22 protein-coding genes and 1 pseudogene are annotated in these 18,248 nt (G+C 49.8%); 7 read left to right on the plus strand and 16 right to left on the minus strand.

Annotated features, from left to right (window positions below; translation table 11 throughout):
- The 4 genes and pseudogenes from D5281_RS19640 to D5281_RS27240 all read left to right on the plus strand — a co-directional run.
- Positions 1 to 370, plus strand: a 370-nt coding sequence (locus D5281_RS19640) for a DUF6017 domain-containing protein (protein WP_277935474.1), incomplete at its 5' end; no start/stop codon positions are given.
- A gap of 50 nt (positions 371 to 420) precedes the next feature.
- On the plus strand, positions 421 to 879 hold the full coding sequence (locus tag D5281_RS19645; protein WP_016303817.1) for a DUF3846 domain-containing protein: 459 nt from the start codon (positions 421 to 423) through the stop codon (positions 877 to 879).
- An 80-nt stretch (positions 880 to 959) separates the two neighbouring features.
- Positions 960 to 1,439, plus strand: coding sequence for a PcfB family protein (locus tag D5281_RS19650; protein WP_010815326.1), 480 nt, complete (start codon positions 960 to 962; stop codon positions 1,437 to 1,439).
- Positions 1,436 to 1,961: pseudogene (locus D5281_RS27240) on the plus strand (type IV secretory system conjugative DNA transfer family protein); the annotation flags it as partial. The gene D5281_RS19650 and the pseudogene D5281_RS27240, both read left to right, overlap by 4 nt.
- 185 nt (positions 1,962 to 2,146) lie before the next feature.
- Here the strand turns inward: D5281_RS27240 and D5281_RS19660 are convergent.
- The 6 genes from D5281_RS19660 to D5281_RS19685 all read right to left on the minus strand — a co-directional run bounded on the left by D5281_RS19660 (position 2,147) and on the right by D5281_RS19685 (position 6,958).
- The gene (locus tag D5281_RS19660; RefSeq protein WP_160561768.1) at positions 2,147 to 3,760 is read right to left on the minus strand and encodes a recombinase family protein; all 1,614 of its coding nucleotides are present in this window, start codon (positions 3,758 to 3,760) and stop codon (positions 2,147 to 2,149) included.
- A gap of 127 nt (positions 3,761 to 3,887) precedes the next feature.
- A complete protein-coding gene (locus tag D5281_RS19665) occupies positions 3,888 to 4,067 on the minus strand; it encodes a hypothetical protein (RefSeq protein ID WP_160561769.1) in 180 nt (59 codons plus the stop codon).
- 69 nt (positions 4,068 to 4,136) lie between these two features.
- Complete coding sequence (locus tag D5281_RS19670; RefSeq protein WP_160561770.1) at positions 4,137 to 4,997, minus strand: DUF6551 family protein; 861 nt, start codon at positions 4,995 to 4,997, stop codon at positions 4,137 to 4,139.
- Positions 4,994 to 6,034 carry a ParB N-terminal domain-containing protein gene (locus tag D5281_RS19675; RefSeq protein ID WP_160561771.1) on the minus strand — a complete coding sequence of 347 codons (1,041 nt, stop codon included), beginning with the start codon at positions 6,032 to 6,034 and terminating at the stop codon, positions 4,994 to 4,996. The genes D5281_RS19670 and D5281_RS19675 overlap by 4 nt, the downstream gene beginning before the upstream one ends.
- Positions 6,018 to 6,416: a hypothetical protein gene (locus D5281_RS25985; RefSeq protein WP_277935477.1), complete on the minus strand. Its 399-nt coding sequence runs from the start codon at positions 6,414 to 6,416 to the stop codon at positions 6,018 to 6,020. Before D5281_RS25985 ends, D5281_RS19675 begins: the two co-directional genes overlap by 17 nt.
- Positions 6,417 to 6,640: 224 nt before the next feature.
- Entirely contained in the window at positions 6,641 to 6,958 is a 318-nt protein-coding gene (locus D5281_RS19685; RefSeq protein WP_160561772.1) for a DeoR family transcriptional regulator, read from the minus strand.
- 580 nt (positions 6,959 to 7,538) lie between these two features.
- Here D5281_RS19685 and D5281_RS19690 point away from each other — a divergent pair.
- Positions 7,539 to 7,907: a helix-turn-helix domain-containing protein gene (locus tag D5281_RS19690; RefSeq protein ID WP_160561773.1), complete on the plus strand. Its 369-nt coding sequence runs from the start codon at positions 7,539 to 7,541 to the stop codon at positions 7,905 to 7,907.
- Between the two features lie 194 nt (positions 7,908 to 8,101).
- On the opposite strand, the gene D5281_RS26665 is transcribed toward D5281_RS19690, so the two are convergent.
- From D5281_RS26665 to D5281_RS19730, 8 genes are all read right to left on the minus strand, one after another.
- Positions 8,102 to 8,863 carry a response regulator transcription factor gene (locus D5281_RS26665; protein ID WP_160561774.1) on the minus strand — a complete coding sequence of 254 codons (762 nt, stop codon included), beginning with the start codon at positions 8,861 to 8,863 and terminating at the stop codon, positions 8,102 to 8,104.
- Positions 8,860 to 10,083, minus strand: coding sequence for a sensor histidine kinase (locus D5281_RS19700; RefSeq protein ID WP_160561775.1), 1,224 nt, complete (start codon positions 10,081 to 10,083; stop codon positions 8,860 to 8,862). Before D5281_RS19700 ends, D5281_RS26665 begins: the two co-directional genes overlap by 4 nt.
- Entirely contained in the window at positions 10,070 to 10,735 is a 666-nt protein-coding gene (locus D5281_RS19705) for a response regulator transcription factor (RefSeq protein ID WP_160561776.1), read from the minus strand. The genes D5281_RS19700 and D5281_RS19705 overlap by 14 nt, the downstream gene beginning before the upstream one ends.
- A 1-nt stretch (position 10,736) precedes the next feature.
- Complete coding sequence (locus tag D5281_RS19710) at positions 10,737 to 11,495, minus strand: ABC transporter ATP-binding protein (protein ID WP_160561777.1); 759 nt, start codon at positions 11,493 to 11,495, stop codon at positions 10,737 to 10,739.
- An 18-nt stretch (positions 11,496 to 11,513) separates the two neighbouring features.
- On the minus strand, positions 11,514 to 13,901 hold the full coding sequence (locus D5281_RS19715) for an ABC transporter permease (protein WP_160561778.1): 2,388 nt from the start codon (positions 13,899 to 13,901) through the stop codon (positions 11,514 to 11,516).
- 375 nt (positions 13,902 to 14,276) lie between these two features.
- On the minus strand, positions 14,277 to 14,465 hold the full coding sequence (locus D5281_RS19720) for a SymE family type I addiction module toxin (RefSeq protein WP_161880119.1): 189 nt from the start codon (positions 14,463 to 14,465) through the stop codon (positions 14,277 to 14,279).
- Positions 14,447 to 14,635 (minus strand): hypothetical protein, encoded by a 189-nt coding sequence (locus D5281_RS19725; protein ID WP_160561780.1) that lies wholly within the window; start codon positions 14,633 to 14,635, stop codon positions 14,447 to 14,449. Before D5281_RS19725 ends, D5281_RS19720 begins: the two co-directional genes overlap by 19 nt.
- A gap of 70 nt (positions 14,636 to 14,705) precedes the next feature.
- Positions 14,706 to 15,122 (minus strand): hypothetical protein, encoded by a 417-nt coding sequence (locus D5281_RS19730; protein WP_010815301.1) that lies wholly within the window; start codon positions 15,120 to 15,122, stop codon positions 14,706 to 14,708.
- 146 nt (positions 15,123 to 15,268) lie between these two features.
- Between D5281_RS19730 and D5281_RS19735 the strand changes: the two genes are divergently transcribed.
- Positions 15,269 to 15,487, plus strand: a complete 219-nt coding sequence (locus D5281_RS19735) for a helix-turn-helix domain-containing protein (protein ID WP_010815302.1) — start codon at positions 15,269 to 15,271, stop codon at positions 15,485 to 15,487.
- Positions 15,488 to 15,522: 35 nt separating this feature from the next.
- On the opposite strand, the gene D5281_RS19740 is transcribed toward D5281_RS19735, so the two are convergent.
- A complete protein-coding gene (locus D5281_RS19740) occupies positions 15,523 to 16,935 on the minus strand; it encodes a relaxase/mobilization nuclease domain-containing protein (protein WP_160561781.1) in 1,413 nt (470 codons plus the stop codon).
- Between the two features lie 111 nt (positions 16,936 to 17,046).
- Here D5281_RS19740 and D5281_RS19745 point away from each other — a divergent pair, with 111 nt between their 5' ends.
- Positions 17,047 to 17,289: a helix-turn-helix domain-containing protein gene (locus tag D5281_RS19745; RefSeq protein WP_002368704.1), complete on the plus strand. Its 243-nt coding sequence runs from the start codon at positions 17,047 to 17,049 to the stop codon at positions 17,287 to 17,289.
- A 2-nt stretch (positions 17,290 to 17,291) separates the two neighbouring features.
- On the opposite strand, the gene D5281_RS19750 is transcribed toward D5281_RS19745, so the two are convergent.
- Positions 17,292 to 18,245: a DUF3991 and toprim domain-containing protein gene (locus tag D5281_RS19750; protein WP_120486337.1), complete on the minus strand. Its 954-nt coding sequence runs from the start codon at positions 18,243 to 18,245 to the stop codon at positions 17,292 to 17,294.
- Positions 18,246 to 18,248: the final 3 nt, after the last annotated feature.

The following is an 18,248-nucleotide window of genomic DNA, read 5'->3' on the forward strand; positions in this document are numbered from 1 at the left end:
TGAGATGGAAAGCTACCGCGAACTGATTTTAGAAAATATTGACTATGACATTCTTCTGGAACGGAACCCCTACGACAAGGACTTGCTGGACGGCTATGTGGAGTTAATGCTGGAAATCTGCTGCTCCACACGGGAATCTGTCCGTATCTGCGGGCAGGAAGTACTCACCGAGGTTGTCAAAAGCCGGTTCCTGAAGCTGAACAGCGAACATATTGGCTACGTCATGGACAGCCTGAAAAGCAATACTGCCAAAATTGGCAATATCAAAGCATACACGCTGGCAGCACTCTACAACGCCCCCGTCACGATGGGGCAGTATTACACATCCCTTGTCAGCCACGATATGGCGCACGGGCTGCTGGACGGTTAAGCCGTCCGGCGCTTTGCAATACATCAATCAAACCAAAGGAGGACTTTTGCATGGAACATGAAATCAACATTCTGGTGGTGGAACCGGGCAGACCGCCCAGGCCGGCGCGGGTGGACTACTCGCTGGAAACTTTTTCACAGCTTGTCGGTGGCGAGTTGGCAATGGGCTGTTTCCTGCCCCATCGGGTCATGCTGCTCTACAACGAGGACGCTAACCGTCAGGGACTGCCGCCCAACCGCTGCAATCCCTTTGTAAACGAGTGCATCAGCGGTACATTCCTGCTGTGCGGGCTTTCAGACGAGGAGGGCTTCTGTTCCCTTTCCCCTGCCCGGCAAGCCGAGTTTCAGCGCCTTTTTGCCAGCCCCGGCGAGTTTATGATGCTGGGGACAGACCACATCTGCGCTTCACCTGCCGAGTTTGCCGAAACCGCTGGCAGGCTTTGGGGCAGCATGGCAAGCGGCGAATCCGTGGTGCTGACCAAGTGGGGCGGAAAGGAGGCCGGCGCATGAAATACCTGCTCCGCCGCCTGCTGGTTCCGCCTTAGCGCACACCAGTTTAGTCCCAGCCTGCAAAGAGAGGAGGTTTTACCATGCAGGATGAAGTACGCGAAAAATCTGTGGCTCTCACCATCAAGGTCGGCAAAGCAGGCGGCAGGCTGACCGCCGGCCTGTTGAAATGGGCCATTCGGAAGTATCTGGCGCAGGCCCAAAACCCCAAAATCCACCACGGCAAGCAGACCGTAAAGCAGCTTGTAAGCCAGGGCGCAGGCGTTCAAAACATTGAGATTACCGGCAAAAATATCAAGTCCTTTGAGCGTGTGGCGCGGAAATACGGGGTGGACTTTGCGCTGAAAAAAGACCCGGCGCAAGGGAAATACCTTGTCTTTTTCAAGGCACGGGACGCGGATGCACTGAACGCCGCCTTTGCCGAGTATGCCGGGAAAAGCCTGAACCGCTCCGCGCAGAAAAAGCCGTCGCTGTTAGGCCAGCTTTCCCATTTCAAGGAGATTGCAAAGAACCTGACGCGGGATACCGCCAAAAACCGGGAGAAAGGGGGCGTTGAACTGTGAAACTGGATGTAAAGAAAATCCTGCTCCCTAACCTGCCTTATGTGTTCATCTTCTGGTTTTTCAACCGTGTGGCGGAGGGCTGCCGGCTGGCAGAGGGCGCGGATATGGTGACAAAGGCAATGGGCGCGGTATCGGGCCTGGGGGCGCTGATTTCCAAAAACCCGCTGCCCAGCTTCCACCCCCGCGACCTGCTGTTTGGCGCTGCCGGCGCAGTCATTATCCGGGCCGTGGTTTATTTCAAGGCGAAAAACGCCAAGAAATACCGCCACGGGAGTTGAGTATGGTTCGGCGCGTTGGGGAAATTCCGACGATATTAAGCCTTTCATCAATCCCCAATTCGACCAGAACATTCTCCTGACGCAGACAGAGCGCGTCATGGTGGGGAGGAACAAAATCCCCAAGTACAATATCAACAAAAATGTGCTGGTGATCGGCGGTTCCGGCTCCGGCAAGACCCGCTTCCACATTAAGCCCAACCTCATGCAGATGAACGCCAGCTATATCGTGACTGACCCAAACGGATAACTACAATAAGGGTTGAGAGAAGTAGACATTCTCAATAAAGGAGGTTACACACTATGAAGAAACAGACAGAGAAAGACAAACTCACAGCCCTTTACGAAAGATTATCCCATGATGATGAGAAGTCAAAAGGACGTAAAGCCAAGTGATTTTTTTCGGCATCCATAGGGGATGCCGTTTTTGCATTATTGGATAGCCCCGACAAATTTGTAGTAGATGGTAATGCGCTTTTCCTTACCTTTGCGGCAGCGCCCCATACCCGGCGTTTCATAAATCGTAATCCGGTCAATCAGTTCGTGAAGCATGAAGCGGTCGAGTTTTTCAAAGCTGGTGTATTTTCGGATAAGGGCGGCGAAGCGGTCAATATCGGCCTTGGTATCCCGAACCTTTTCCAGCGCCTTTTCCATCTCTGCAATGTTCGCTTTCAGCGTTGCCCGTTCTGTATCGTAGTCTGCGATAAACATGGTAAAGATGTGGTCGGGCAGCTTGCCGCTCATGTTATCCTCGTAGGTGCGTTTCAGTTTCACATCCAGGTCGGCCAGCCGTTTCTTTGCCGATGCAAGGTCGCGCTTCATCGTAGCGGTCTGTTTCTGCTGGTCGGCGCATTTCAGTTCCATGAGCCGCTGTGCGGCTTTTTCAGCGTCCTCGCTGAACAGTTTCGCGTTGCGGCGGATGTCCTCAAGCACTGCCTGGTGAAAGGTGTCACGGTTGATGTAGTGGCTTGAGCAGGCTAATTTCCCGATTGCGTGGCTGCGCCCACAGTTGTAGTAGAAGTATTTCTGCTGGCTTACCTTGGGAAGCATGGAGGTTCCGCAGGCTTCACAGAAGAACAGTCCGGCAAATAAATCGGGTTCGTCTTTCGCTTGAATGGTTTTTTTCCGCGCTCCCATGCGTTTCTGCGCTTCATCGAACAGTTCCCGCGATACGATAGGCTCATGCATATCAGGGACAACTACCCAATCTTCTTTTGGGATGGGTTCCCGCTTCTTACTGCGGTAGGATGGTGTGTACTGCCGTCCCTGCACCATGCTCCCTACATAGATTTCGTTTTTCAACATAAACTGTACATAAGTCCGTGTCCAGAAGTGACGGCGTTCAAACTCGCCGTCCCGTTCAGGGTTGTGCTTGCGGAAACGGGTATATTCCTTGGGGGATAAGATACCCTCGTTGTTCAGGGTAGAAGCAATGCTCCTTGCCCCAATCCCTGCCGCGCACATTTCAAACATCCGCCGGACAACCGGCGCGGTTTCCTCGTTGATAATCAGCTTGTGCTTATCGTCAGGATGCCGCAGATAGCCATAGGGGTCGAGTGCGCCAAGGTATTCGCCGCGCTTTGCTTTGGTATGGAGCGTGGACTTGATTTTGGTGGAAATATCCTTGGCGTACATATCGTTTAGGATGTGCTTGAACGGCGTAATATCCATGCTGCTGGTCTGGTTCAGCGTGTCAACGCCGTCGTTCAGGGCAATGTAACGCACATGACGCTCCGGGAAATAAATCTCGGTGTACTGCCCACACATGATGTAGTTACGGCCAAGGCGGGAAAGGTCTTTGGTAATGACCAGATTGATACGCCCTTTTTCAATATCGGCAATCATCCGCTGAAAGCCTGGACGGTCAAAATTCGTACCTGAGAATCCGTCGTCGATATAGGTATCGACAACCTCCCAGCCCTGTTTCTGCACATACTCGGTCAGTAATGCCCGCTGGTTCCCAATACTCATAGATTCGTGGTCGGCTCCATCTTCGGAAGAAAGCCGGCAATAGATAGCGGCTCTGTAATTCTGTTGTTCTCTCATAAAACTGCCTCCTTATCAGTCCGAGAAACAACAGGGTTTATGCTCGTCTGTCATCTATACTATACCACATTAAAGTGTTAAAGTCAAGCTGACAGCCTGCTGCTTCTGACGATATTACACACAAATTTCAACTGCTTGTATCGTAAAGGATTTTCTTCACGGCGGCTTCGTGGATGGCTTCGCTTGCCGTCCTTGTGCCGCTGAAAACGCTGACCACCCGGATGGTGTCGCGCCCGATGGTAAGCTGATAGCCCTGCTCGGACGGTTCCAAGGCGGGGGATTTTGGCTCTTTCGTTACTGTGTCCATACAAACCTCCCTTGCAATGAAAAAGGCCGCAGACGGGAAATGTCTGCGGCTCCTATGTAAGATTTACCATCAGCCCTTAAAACGGTAGGGCAGCTTGCGCCCGCCACGCTGCTGGGTGTTATACTTTTCCAGAATGACGCGGGCAAAGCGGAGTGCGGCTTTATTGGTGGAAAAGTCCATCTTGCCGCGCCGGATGATTTCCTCCGGGTCAACCGCAGACAGCCGCTTGATGAAAGAGCGGTCGTCCAGTTCGGTTTCATAGGTTTTCAGAAACAGCGCCATGCCGGAGAGCATAGACGCACGGAGGGAGATGGACGCGCCGTGCCATGTGCTGTCCAGTAATACCAGCAGGCGGGAAAAAGTCGCTCCGCCCAGCAGACGGTAGGCGTTGATGATTGCGCGGGTAGAGAGGATTTCATAAGCGTCGCCGCTTTTCTTATCCAGCACCCACACAAAGCCAGCCGCTTCCACCAGCCGCTTGATTTCCAGCACCTCGGCATCTGTACCGGACTCCAGCAGGGCTTTGGTAGCGTGGGAAAGGCGCAGCCGACCTTTGGACTGATCCAGCTTGAAATACAGTTCGGCTTCCTGTTCGTAGGTCAGGCCGGTATAAATCAGGCAGGGGACGGTCACGTTGCCGCCGTCTGCCATCTTCCGCATGGCGGCGATCCGGTGCTGCCCGTCCACCACGTTAAATTTGCCGTCCCGGAAACTGACCACCAGAGGGGTCAATAAGCGGTCGTCCCACTTGGCAATCAGGCGGTCAACGTCCTCCGGCTCCACGGGCCTCTGGTAAGGCAGACCGGAGGTAAGCTGGTTGCTGGACAGGTCGCGGGGGACACCGGGGTTCGCATACTGTGTTTCTGTTAAAAGGTTCTGTTGTTCCGTGCGCTCCGAACCGGGCGGACGGCGTTTTTTTCGATTGCTCATGCTTTTATAGTCCTTTCCATTTGATTTAATAAGTCCGCCATTGCGGAAGAAATGCTCTCAAAACGCTCCCGGACAAACTCAAACTGCACCTTGGAGATATGGGGGAACACGATGGTACAAAAGGGGTCGTGATACCACGCGAAACCTTTGTGAAAAGTCTGCACAAAGCCGTCAATGTCTGCCAAAAGCGTATCCGGCGTGTAGCTGCAATCCTTATCGGGATTTTTCAGGTCGGCTATGGATTCCTCCAGGGTGTCATAGTGCTTGTCGCCCAGCGTATAGGGGACGGCGGGAACCGCTGGCAGTTCTGTGACCGGCTCTGCGGCCTGTTCCAGTTCTGCGGCTTGTTTTGGCTCCTGTGCCGGTTCGGGCGGTTTGGATGGTCTGGGCGGTTCCTCCTGCCGAAATTCATCCGCTGACTTGATTCTGCCAGCCGCCAACTGCGCGGCGGCTTGTTCCTGCTGCTCCGGCTCCATGCGGGACAGCTTCAGCAAGTCTTTTTTCTTGATTTTGCGGTCGGCATCCTGAATGATTTCCTGTGCCTTTGGGGTCATATCTCTGGCGATCTGGATTTTTTCCTCCACGGAACGGGGCGAAATGCCCAGCTTGTCCGCCGTGTCGCGCACAAAGGACTTGTCAGAATCAGAACGCGCGGGGCGCGTTCTGATTTTCTCGCTCTTTCGGTCGCCGCCGTTTTTCACCTGCGGATGCAGCATTTCATAGATTTCCTTGCGCCGCAGGAGCAGCTTTCCAAACTCCAGGGTTTCCAGGTCGGCCCGCACAAAGTTCTCGTCAATCTCGGCAAGTTCTGCCTGCAATCCCTCTAAGCTGCTGACGTTGCACTCAATTTCCGCCCAGCCCAGTAACTTTGCCGCTTCCAGCCGGTGCAGTCCGGCAATCAGGGTATAGTCCCTGTCAACCGTGATGGGGTTTAACAGCCCCACCGCCGAAATGCTGTCCGCCAGTTCGCGCACGGCATCCGGGAGGGCTTCCCGCCGTCCTGAATTGACCTGGATACTCTCAATGTTTACCTGCATTTTTATCACCTCTTTCGGCCCCAGCCGCTTTATTTGTTGCTATCCTGCCGGATGGAACACGTTGCGCCGCCGGTTTTCCCGGTGGCGTAAGGTCTTGCATCCCGCAGGCAAAGGGGAAAGCCCGCGCCGGTCTGTTTTGCACCCTCATTCTGTGAGGAAATGTGACCGGCGCGGGTTTCTCTTTTATGCCTTTCTCAAAAATCTGTGCCGTATTATCAGGCGGCATGACCGCCTTACTGCTCACCCCCGGCACGGGAGTATGTAAGCCCAACACGGCACGTTGGCGCGATACCAACAGACGGCGGCGACAGTTGACGAAGCTGCCCATACCAATCCCCCAGTACCTCCCTTTTACCCTGCGATACGGGTGTTTGCGGCGCATCCCGCGTCTGCGGCGCTGCCATGCGCCGGACAGCCATGCCGGTATCGCTCGTGCCTTTGATGCTATCGGTTTGACGGGCAGGAACAGAGGCTTTCACCTCCTTTCGCTGTCCCTGGCCGCAGGCAGTCGTGGCGCGGGATGGCTGATGCAGGATGCAATCACTTACATACTGACTATGAACAGGAGCCTATCCTGCTGTTTTTCAAAGTACAATGCTTCAATGCTCAGGGAGCAAACTGGCGGAGAATACTGTCAATCGTGGCGAGGTCATCCCCGGTAAGCTGCGCGCTTAATTTCACAAGCAGCGCAGCCTGCCGTGCTGTCAGTTTTTTGCGGTAAAGGTAAAACCCGTCCGCAATCTTGACACCGCCGCCATACCGGCCGCGTACCGTTTCGATGGAGTAGGAACACATGAGGACGGCTATATCCTGCCGGATGGTTTCTCTCGAAACCTGAAATTCAAATGCCAGGTTGCGGTATGTATCGTGCCGCCTTATGCACAGCACTTCCAGAATCGCTTCCCGACGTTCTGCATAACTCATGCGTCCACCCCCTTTCCTTTGCTCTCTGGAATAAAGGGTATAGGGTAAAGGGCAGGTGAACCTTGCCCTTTAAGAAAAAAGTTCAAAAAAATTTTTTCAGCTTGTTTGCGCATTTTGCTACCTCCGAAAATTTGAAAATGGGTTCCAGATTTTCGGAGTGGTGGCGGCGCGCGTACCCGATGAATGAGGTAACGACACATACAAAAAACGCCGGACAGCCGCAATGACTGTCTGGCGTTTTTCTGCGCAGTGATATTTGAAGTTTGATTAGCACACTTAAATGCGTCGAATAATGCGGTTAGAAGATGCTGGAGTGGTGCGGTATGAACCGTGCTTTTTTTGATGCTATTCCCGCCGCATACCTAAAAATAAAACCATCCATAATCTGCCCCTTTCCACGGACAGACACAGATGGCATGAGAAGTAAGCCCTAATGTGAAAAGCCGTTTTTTTTATTGGCTTCACAATCAGGGCAAATTTATTTGTTTGCAAAACGTATTATAGGCACATATTTACACGCTCTATTAGGGAATTTATAGAAAGAGATGCGCACGATAGAATATAGTGGAGGTGATTAAAAATGCGTAAAAATATCTTGCAGCACATAGGGGCAATCGTCAGCGGCAAACGGAACGAAGAACATTTGACGCAACAGCAGCTTGCCCAGCAGACCGGCAGAGGACTCCGGCATATCCAGAACATCGAAAAGGGGAGGGTCAATGCGTCCGTCGAAGTCCTTGCCGATGTGATCTACCGGCTTGGCTTGTCGGCAGATGTTTTGTTTTACCAGGATATGCCCAAGGTGGAACAGCAAACGAAGCAGTTATTATGCAAGTTCGCGGCCTGCACGGAGGAGGAGAGAGCATTTCTACTGAAAACCGTAGACTGCATGGCAGAGCAGATGCTCAGCCGGCATGAAAAAGCAGTCGAGGATAAAACATCCGAATAATGTTAAAACTTAAAACTCTATCTGCCAGGTTAGCTGTGCTTATTATCTCTTTGGGTTCCTATAATTCCCAATACATATAGCATACAGGAGAAAAAGCAATTTACCGGCAAGATTAGAGCAAGATTGCGGCAAGACTTTCGTCATAGTTCGACAAAATAGAAGTGCCAAAGCAAAATGCTCCGGCACTTCCGTTTTTATTCTTCACCAGTAGGAGGAACAAATTTATAGCCGATCCCTCTGGTGTTTTGGATGTAATGCTTATCGACATCGGCCAGCTTTTTGTAGATATTACCAATATGTGAGCGAACAGTGTTTTCTCCACTGATGCCCAAATCATCACCCCATACTTGCTGATATAGCTGTTGGCGGCTAAAAATTTGGTTTGGATGTTCTGCCATATAATACAGCAGGTCAAATTCCGTGCGCGTCAGTTCTAATGGTTCGCCGTCAATAATTACATGACGATAGACTGGATTGATAATCAGCTCTGTGCCAAATACAAGCGGGTGGACTTTTTTATCTGCCAGTTTAGCATCTGAGTATAGCTGTACTAAAGAGCGTGCTTGTGCTACGCAGAGTGCGGCATCCACTGGCCGCTCCAGACAGGCATTTGCCCCAGCATGAAAAAGCGCAACTTTTTCTGCTGCTCTTAGTTTAGGTGTAATCACTATTATTGGCATAAGATACGTTTCCCGTACAAACCGAAGAAGCTCTATGTTGCTGTCTACAGATAACGTAATACATATAATAACTAAGCAATACTCACTTGATAAAAGATAATTTAAGGCTTCCTTTTCGGATATCGCATAGCTGACATCCGTGCTGCTATTTGTCATAAAGATTTTTGCTGATTGAAGAAATGTCAGATCGTCACCTATAATTAATATCCGTTTTTCTATTTTCATCACCACCATTTCATGTGTATTTTTATCAATACGCGTTTCTAAATCATTCACGCTCTTGCGAAAACCGCAGTGACAGTGATGATGCCATTATCGATCTCCGCAAAAATCTCGCCGTTCATCTTACGCATAAGCTGTCTGCAAATGTAAAGCCCCAGCCCGCTGCCACCAATGTTTTCCGCATTAGCGCCGCGCCAAAAACTCTCAAAAATATGCGGCAAATCGTCCTTGCCGAGCGTGCAACCGCCATTTGTGACCGCAATCTGGACGCATTCGCCATCTTCGGAAAAAATCAATTCCACGCGCCTGCCGTCCCCGTATTTAAGGGCGTTTTCCATAATGTTTTGCAGCACTTCAATGCTTCTGCTTAAATCCCCTGAAAGCAGACAATTTTTATATTTCCCGACATTAAAATCTGTTTTGATAAGCACCAGTTTTTCCCTATAATATCCCGTGATTTTTTCAATAAGTTCCGAAAGATAAAACTCTCCCATATTCACTTCAAGGCTGAGGAAATCTTCTCGTGAAGCAGTTATGATCTGCGAAACATAGCCCTCAATCTCGTCCACTTTTTCGGTGATGCTTTCAGCGATTTTGTGCTGCTTTTCTGTGTCCGGATACAAATTTTTCGACAGTGCCGCTGAGTACAGTTTTATCGCAGAGAGCGGTGTTTTAATATCGTGAGAGAGTGATAACAGCAGCATTTTCTTTTCTTTCTGCATTTCCAGTTCCCGTTGCTTTTGCTGTTCGATGTTTTCGCGGAGAACATCGATTCCCCAAAGGAACTTTCCGAAAAATCGGTTTTTCGTTTCTGTTACCGGTGCAGTGAGATTCCCTTTTGAAAACTCGTAAGGGAGATTGCTCAGGCGTTCAAAGGGCGCAAGAATCGCGTATTTTATATAAAGCATAACTGCGATAAATAAAATCGCTATAACGCCGAGAATGGCATTTACGATTCCCATAAAATATGTCTTGTTGGAATAGCCGTTTATATTGTAATCGAAACGGTAAAGTTCTCCGTTTATCTCATAGATCACATAGTCACTGTCCGTGCTGTAAAATTTTTCTCCGTATCGCTCAATATTTGTTACATACACACATTCGGAAATGTCGGCAGACCCATTCGTTTCTATTTCATGGACAAGACGGCTTATCTCCACTCGATATTGCCTGCTCCCATCGGTCTTGTCGGCAGCAAGAATCATATTCACAACAGCAAACAATAGGATTATTGCAACTGTAACAGCCGAAAAAATTCTGTTAAACGCTTTCATATTTATAGCCCACCCCCCATACAGTTACTATTTTTTTAGGATTTTTGGGGATGTCCTCTATTTTCTGCCGCAGCCATTTTATGTGTACCGTCAGTGTCTGTTGTTCCGAAAAGCTATCGCTACCCCAGACCTGTCCGAAAATGTATTCCTTGCTTAAAACCCTGCCTTTATTTTCCATCAAAAGCAGGAGCAGCTCAAATTCCTTTGCCGTCATTTCCAGTTCTTTTTCGTTTTTATAAACGGTACGGCTCACCTTATTTATGCGGATATTGCCATCGACAATTTCATCAAGGGCATACCGCCGCTTAAAAATCCCACTTATTTTTGCGAGCATGATATCAATATCATAGGGCTTTTCAATGTAATCGTCCGCGCCGAGATTCAGTCCGTTCAGCTTGTCCTCTTTTTCCGTTTTCGCACTTACAATCAGTACGGGCGTGTTGCTTTCTGTACGAATTTTTTCCAGAACATAAAATCCGTCCTTGCCAGGTAGCATAATATCAAGCACGACAAGCCTTGCGCCGTATCTTTCGTACAGCAGCAAGGCTTCTTCGGCTGTTTGAACCGCCGATACTGTGTAATTTTCCGCACGGAGAAAATCACACAGCAGCTCGGCAAGCTCCTTGTTGTCCTCAACAATGAGAATATCCATATTACCACCCTAATTCCAGAAGCCAGTTATTCAATGCCCGCTCCCGCTCTCTCGTTTGGGTGGGGCAATCGCTTAAATCATACTCCCCCTTTATGTTCCCGTCAACAATGTACATGACCCTTGTGCATTTTGCCGCGACCTTAACGTCGTGAGTAACGAGCATGATCGTTGTTCCCCCGGAATTTAATTTTACAAGTTCCTCCATTACCTCGTCGGAGGAAGTGCGGTTCAAAGCCCCTGTTGGCTCGTCAGCAAAAATCATTTTCGGGTTGTTCATCATACTGCGGCAGATACACGCCCGCTGAAGCTGGCCGCCCGAAACCTCGTTGATGTCGTTGTCGGCAATGTCGATAATGCCGAGCCTACGCATGAAATCCTGACCGCGCCGCGCCGTTTCCCTGCGGGGTTCACGCTGCTTTTTGGATTGTGTTGCGGGAAGTATGATATTATCCAATATGGTGAGGTTCTTCAGCATATACATTTGCTGAAAGATAAAGCCCATTTCGTCAAGGCGCAGGTCTGCAAGTTCTCTTTCGCCCATCTCTGCAATATTTTTTCCACAGAAGTTTACCTCCCCTGCGGTAAGACTATCCATGCCCGAAACTGCGTACAGCAGCGTGGATTTTCCAGAGCCTGACGGACCCATAACGGCGACCATTTCTCCCTCGCCAATTTTGAAATTTACGTTTTTCAATACGTTGTTCTGCCGCTTGTTTACGATATACGTTTTGCAAAGGTCTTTTACTTCGAGAATATTCATAATTGCTTCTTCCTTTCATTATTCAATGCTTGCTGTATCGGAGGATTTGATTTTTCTTGTGTACAGAGAGGTCAAAAACGCGCTTACGGCTGTGGCGGTAAGGACGATAACGGGGAATACTGCGTATATCTCCACAGGGTTCCGCATATATTCTACGCCCATTTCAAGCCCCATCGTCCTGAAAATAGGGTCGAAGCAAAGCTTTGTAATGGGCATACCCAAAAGCTCCGCAAGAAGTACAGCCGTCGCCGCAGCGATGAAAAATCTTAACGTGTACTGCCCGTATATTTTGGTGTTCCTGATGCCTATGGCTTTCATAAGGGCGATCTCTGCCTGCTCCTTTGCGATAAAGGAACGCGCCATAAGCACGGTTATAAGCGCGGCTAAAATTACCGTAAGGACGGCGGACATTTTTTTAACCGCATCTATGGCATCGCCTACTCCGGTGTTGTCCTTTACGGTTTCGCCCGCTGTTTTAGCGCTTGAAAGCTTAGGATAAAGCTCCTCGATTTTTTCAATTCTGCTTAATACTTCCTTATCGTTGGGGTCGTCGGTAAATTTTATCAGTGTACCGGGGGAGCCGCTTGCTGCGATATAGTTTATATCGCAGTCGGTATGAACCCTTACGGATATACCCTGGTTGACCATTGCCTGATACAGAGCGGTTATGATGAACTCCGCCGTTTCGCCCGTCGGGTAGGACACAATAACGGTATCACCTATTTCCGCACCCAGCTTTTTTGCCAAAAGTGTGGTCATTGCAATTTCGTCGCTGTTTTGGGGAGGAGTACCCTCTAAATATTCGTACATATCCATTGTTGTTCCCGTGCCCTGAAGTATAGCTGTCTTGCTTTCCTGTTCGCCGTATCTTATCATCGTATAAATATAATATTCTGTCATACATTCCGCAGGCATATCGTTTTCCGCAAGGGTCTGCTCCATATCATCAAGATATTTTTTAACCTTTTCATGTCCGTCCACGGTCATAAATTTCACAGCTTCGTCGCCGATGTCCACAACGGCGTGGCAGTCCGCATTCCCGAAATATTTCAGCAGCTTTCCGCTTTTAAGAGATGCCGTGACATTGGAAAGCATTATCAGCAGCGACATACACAGAAAAAACGTAAAGGCAATGACAGCGTAGCGTTTGGGACTGCTAACAATATCGTTTGCGGCAAGGAAAGCCGTCGCGCCAAGCCGCGATTTTCCAAGGCTCATAACGCCTTTTTTGCGGAAGCGTTCCCCTGTCTGCCCGTTCCTTACAGCGTCGATAGGGGACATTTTGCTCACCCTGCCCGTACAACTGAGACAGAACAGAAGAATCACAGCCGCTGTCAGAACCGCGCAGGCAATGTTTACAAATCCGTTATTGCTGCTGTCTATTATAATAGACTCCGAGGAATAACTTATAAGCATTTTCCCGAATGGGTAGCTGAGCATCAAGCCGAGTGCTGCGCCGACAACGGAAATGGCGAAGTATTTTGTAAGGTACAGCCCTCGAATTTTTATGTTCCGTATGCCTATGGCTTTCATAACGCCTATCTCGCGGAATTCTTCAGAGAGGGTAAAGGCTATGGTGAACCGCAGTACCGCAAAGGATATGATGATAAGAATAAGGCTCACCGCAAGGATAAGACCCATGATTATCATGTTAAAAATATAGGCTTGACTCAGTGTATCCGTGCCACTCGCAAAGGTAAAGCTGTCGGATACATCCGCTATCTGGGACAGGGTCTTGTCAAGATCGGCGGTGTGTATGTATAAGAATTTCCCGCCGTACATATTTTTCATCGTCTCATCGGACATATATTCGTCAAATTCCTCGCTGTTCATGATAAACCTTTTAATGCCTATCAATTCCGTGCCGCAGACAGCGTCCCTGAAACTGCCCGCAAAGGTAAATTCGTGACTTACGCCCTCTATTTCGACAGTAATTTTGTCGCCTACCTTAAGTCCCATGCTTTTCTCTATGAAACGGGTAGCGTAAATTTCCCCTTTCGGCACGCTTCTAAGAATACTTTCATCGTCCAGAAAATAATTCATCCCCATATCTCTGTCGCTCTGTAATGCCAATATCTGATTGGCGTTGGAATCGTTAAGCGGTTTGCCGACTCGCGTAATATTGGACTGGGACACACGGACATACTCCTCAATACGGAACTCGTCTATCGCGGAGGCGTTTTCAAGCGTCCCGTAAATGTCCTTGCCTGAGGATTTGTTTTCGCTCACCACCCAGTAATCGGGCACGTCCGCCATTTCAAAATAGCTGTCCAGCGCAGTCAGCACGGTAATGATGTTGCTCACGCCTGAGGACATGAACATCGACGCGAGTATAATAAATACCAGCAATATCACGTTCATCGCCCTTTTGCGCTTAAGATCTTTTTTCAGTATTCGTAAATACATTTTTATTGCTCCTTTCGTTTGGTGATTTGATTGTAGCATAGAAGTTATTAAATAATCCTTAAATCAGTTTGCGAAAATCAAATTTATATCGTGATGACGAAAATCATCTGTGTGCTTTTATGAAACTAAGAATCAGAGATGCGACAAGTGGAAACCAAAAGCGTAGGCAAGCAATGAGCCGGAATATCCTTTTGGGATATTCCGGCTCGCTTGTTGGGGTTCCCCCAAGCCCCAGGCGTCCGCCTGCGCGTCCGACCGAACACGCCTATCGGCGTGGCTTTGCGCTCCCTGCGGTCGCTTACTCCTGCACATCCGCGCAGGAGAGGGGCGGCGCATTTTGCGCCGTTAGGAGGTTTCCGAGATTGACAGAAAATTTTATTCCTCTGAATCTTTCTTTGTTCCGTTCTTTGTGATGATAAGCTGCCCCTGCTGGCATTTCACGGTGATTTTGTCCCCGGCGGAAAATCCGGTCTGTTCCAGCCATTTTCCTTGTAAAACAATCTGCGGCGGAGCCTGCTTGTAATTGCCACGCCCGTAACATACAGTCAGCTTGCGGTCATCCATCCGTCCCCCTTTCCCGTTGCCTGCTGGCATACGATTTCAAATACATTCCCGTCGTCAGTCATGACAGTAAGTAATCCGTTCCGCTCGTCTGTGTTCAGGTCGGTAATCCCCATCCCCTCGCTGTCATTCAGTAAATCAAAAAGCCTGTCCCTAAAATAGTTCAGTTCCATTTCTGTTCCCCTTTCGTATTTTATAGTTTATTGGCTGATACTTAAAAATAAATCAATTCACTTTTGCAATTCAAAGTTCGTCCGGCTCCCCGATATATCCGTTGTTTTTCTGATAGGCTTTCAGGTATCTGTCCATGAATTGAAGATAGCAGTCTTTGTCCTCGGCAAGCGGCTCCAACAGTATTGCAATCCGGCGGCGGACTTCGCATTCCTCCCACTCGGAAAGAGTGAGAGCGTTAAGGATATGCGTCTTGTTTTCATCCGCATTGACTACATCATTGATAACCTCGTTAAACAGTTGGTCAAGCATTTTTTCCGGCGTATCCAGCAGCACCGCGCCGGCATCGCCGGGACATTCAGCTAAAATCCAGACATAGCCGATTTTCTTTGAGTAGACTATATCAAAATAACTCTGTCCATCAATGTATTCCCCAAACGCTTTCAAAATCGCGTCCAGCTTTTTTCTTACTTCATCTGTATAAATCATAATGCCACAACCTTTCTTGGATTTGAAAAAGCAGTCCCTTGGCAGCGAAACAAATTGAGCCGTCCAATATGAATATGGGGGTTATATCCCCTTAATAAAAAAGATTATAACCCCCATACTAATAAACGTCAAACGGGGGTGCTTTTATGATAGTGTTCGATAAATTATGGACGGTTATGCAGGCACAAGATGTGTCAACCTACCAGCTAAGAGAGAAGTGCGGCATCGACAGCAAGACCATCCGGCGGCTGCGGGCAAATGAAAATATGGAAACAAAAACCTTAAACAAATTGTGCGCCGCTTTACATTGCGGCCTGGGGGACATTGCGGAGTATGTCCCCGATGAAGATATTCAAAAAAAGTAGTGCCGTCCCGGTTGGAAAGGGGCGGCACTTTTGCGTCACCGCTCCGGTTTGGGCTGTTCTTTTTCCTGCGCCTGCTCCGGCGGTTCCAATCTTAAAATCTTATCCACGTTGCGGAGTGCGGTCTGGTAGGTAATCATATCCTGCCGCAGCGCCTTGTACTGTTCGTACTGTTCCCGTTTTTCTTCCAGCAGCGCAGCATATTCCGCTGAAAGCTGTGCCACTTTGGGAATGGCCTTGCCATCCAGAGCGTCAAAGGCTTTCTTCGCGGCTTCATGCTGGGCAATCTCCGCGCCATGCTCCGCGAGAAATTCTTTCTTGTGGCGGGACTTCTTATAAGCCGCGTAGACTTCCCGCGTTTTGGAATACTGGATGATGTGGGTTTTTAACTTTGCCACGCCTGCCATCCGCGCCTCCAACTGTTTGATTTTTTGTGAAGCCGCATTGAAACCGTCCTCGGCCTGCGCTGCCCGAAGCGCCAGTTCATCATAATCGGCCAGTCCGTTTTCCATCAGGAAATTCAGTGTTTTCGCCGCTTCTTTCAGGTTGAAAATTTTCGCCCAGCGTTCATAGCCTGCGCCTTTTCCGGCGGCAAGTTTCGCCTGAATGTCAATCAGGAGATTGACCTTTCTGCCGGTTCGTTTCGGCGCTGTTTTTCCTGCCGCCAAACGCCCGCGCTGGCTGGTAATTCTGGCGCGCAGGGCGGTCTTGGTATAATCGCCGCCCAGCCGGTTCACCCTTGCAGGGCGCTCCCATCCGGGCAGACGGAAGCCGGGATTTTTGCCGTCCACAACCTCATATCCCTCAGCCCGCATCTTTGCCAGAAACTCCTCATAATGATTGCATTCCGGCAGCACCTTGTCAATGGTCTGCTGTAACTGCTTCTTGTGGCTGATGCCATACTGCGCCGCCGCCATTTCCTTTTGGGACTTGGCTTTTTTCTTCGGATTCTCAATTACCGAAAGGCCGTGGGCGCGGCACAGTTCATCGTTCATGCGCCGCAGGATAAAAGCGGAGTTTTTCACGTTCTGGAATTTTGCGTCACAGTTTAGGTTGGTGCTGTTAAATTCAATGTGGGTATGGATATGCCGCTTATCCGTGTGGGTGGCCACCACAAACTGATGCTGCCCGCCGGTAAATTTCATCGCCAGCTCGCAGCCGATTTTGTGCGCCTCCTCCGGGCTGATTTCATCGGGCTTGAATGACTGGATAATGCGGTACATAATAATGTCGTGCTTTTCTGACTGGCTGCGCCCGGTAAGCTGGGCGTACAGTTTTTTGCTGATTTCAAATTCTTCGGCGGCAGTTTCCGGGCTGCACATATAGGAGGAAACCAGTTCGCCGCCGTCTGTCTTTTCTTCTTTCTGGTCATAGTCGTGGCGTTCTGCCATTGACTGCTGACGGGTGCGGTTTTTCATAATCTTTCGTGGTAAAATGTTGGAAATAGCCAAAGGTTCCTCCTTTCTAAAAAAGGCTATCCATAGCCTAAATAGTAGCATGGGTAGCCTACTTTTGCAAGCCATATTTTGTATGCTTGATAAAAAAGGGGGCAGGATACAGCTATGGATACGATTTCAGCGATTAAGACCCGGATACTCCGTTTATGTGCGGAGCGCAACATTACCATCAACAAACTGGCTACAATGTCGGCGCTGCCGCCATCCTCTGTCAAAAACATCTTGTATGGCAAGAGTACCGACCCTAAAATTTCAACCATCAAGAAAATATGCGACGGTTTGGATATGACGCTGATAGATTTTTTCGATGCGCCCGAATTTGAAAATTTAGAGCCGGAAATTAAATAGCGTTACCGCGCCCCATCCCGCTGCCGCTGTGCCGTCCGCGCCGCTTTCACGTGGGTGCAGAGAAACTCGTTGTAGTCCTTGCCCTGCTTCGGCGGGTTGGGGTAAACCAGCTTCACCCGCCCGGAAAGTTCCGCGTTGTTCTGGATTTCCTGCGTGAGCCGTTCGATACCTTTCAAGCCGGCCTTGTCGTTGTCCAGGCAAAGGCTGATCTGTGTAACATGGGGGTGGTCGTGAAGAAACTGCATCAGGGCGCGGGGGCCGGTTCCGCCCAGGGATAAATAGTGGCTGTCCCGTGGTTCGCCGCCGGACAGCTTCACCAGCGTGGCGAGGGAGAGCGCGTCAATGGGGCTTTCCGCCACCGCCAGCCGGGGACAGTCCGGGCGGCTGGCGGGCAGGCAGAAGCTGTACCGTTTGTCGCTTCCCTCCACATCCATACGGAAGCCGTCCCGCGTCCCCCGCAGGCTGGCAGCGCGGGCGTTCCCCTGCATATCACGCCCCACAAAGACGCAGTTCTGATACCGGCGGCTTTCGTATAAAATCCCGGCTTCCATGCACACGCCCAGCAGTTCCGGGTCAATGCCGCGATCCTGCAAATAGCCCACCACGGCGGACGCGCACCGGCTGGCTTCGGGCAGCTTAAACGGCTTTTGCGGCTTCGTGGGTTTTGTGAACGTCTGCTTTACGGGCGGCGGCGCAGAGTACCCGCACAGGGTTTCCACCGCACCCACAAAGTCCATGCCGCGCACCTTAATCAGATAATCAAGCGCCGTGCGGCCGCCGATGCCCCGGCTGTTCCAGCACCATTTCCCGTTGGAGATTTTTAAGCTGTCATGGGTTCTGGTGCAGTATTCGCGGGGGCCGCTTTTTTTCAGTTCCTGCGGCTCATAAGCCTGCAAGTAAGAGAGCAAGTCCCATTCCTTTGCTTTTGCAATCTGTTCTTTGGTTACGCCTGCCAAGGT

Source organism: Parablautia muri, from assembly GCF_009917485.1.
GTDB classification, from domain to species: domain Bacteria; phylum Bacillota; class Clostridia; order Lachnospirales; family Lachnospiraceae; genus Suilimivivens; species Suilimivivens muri.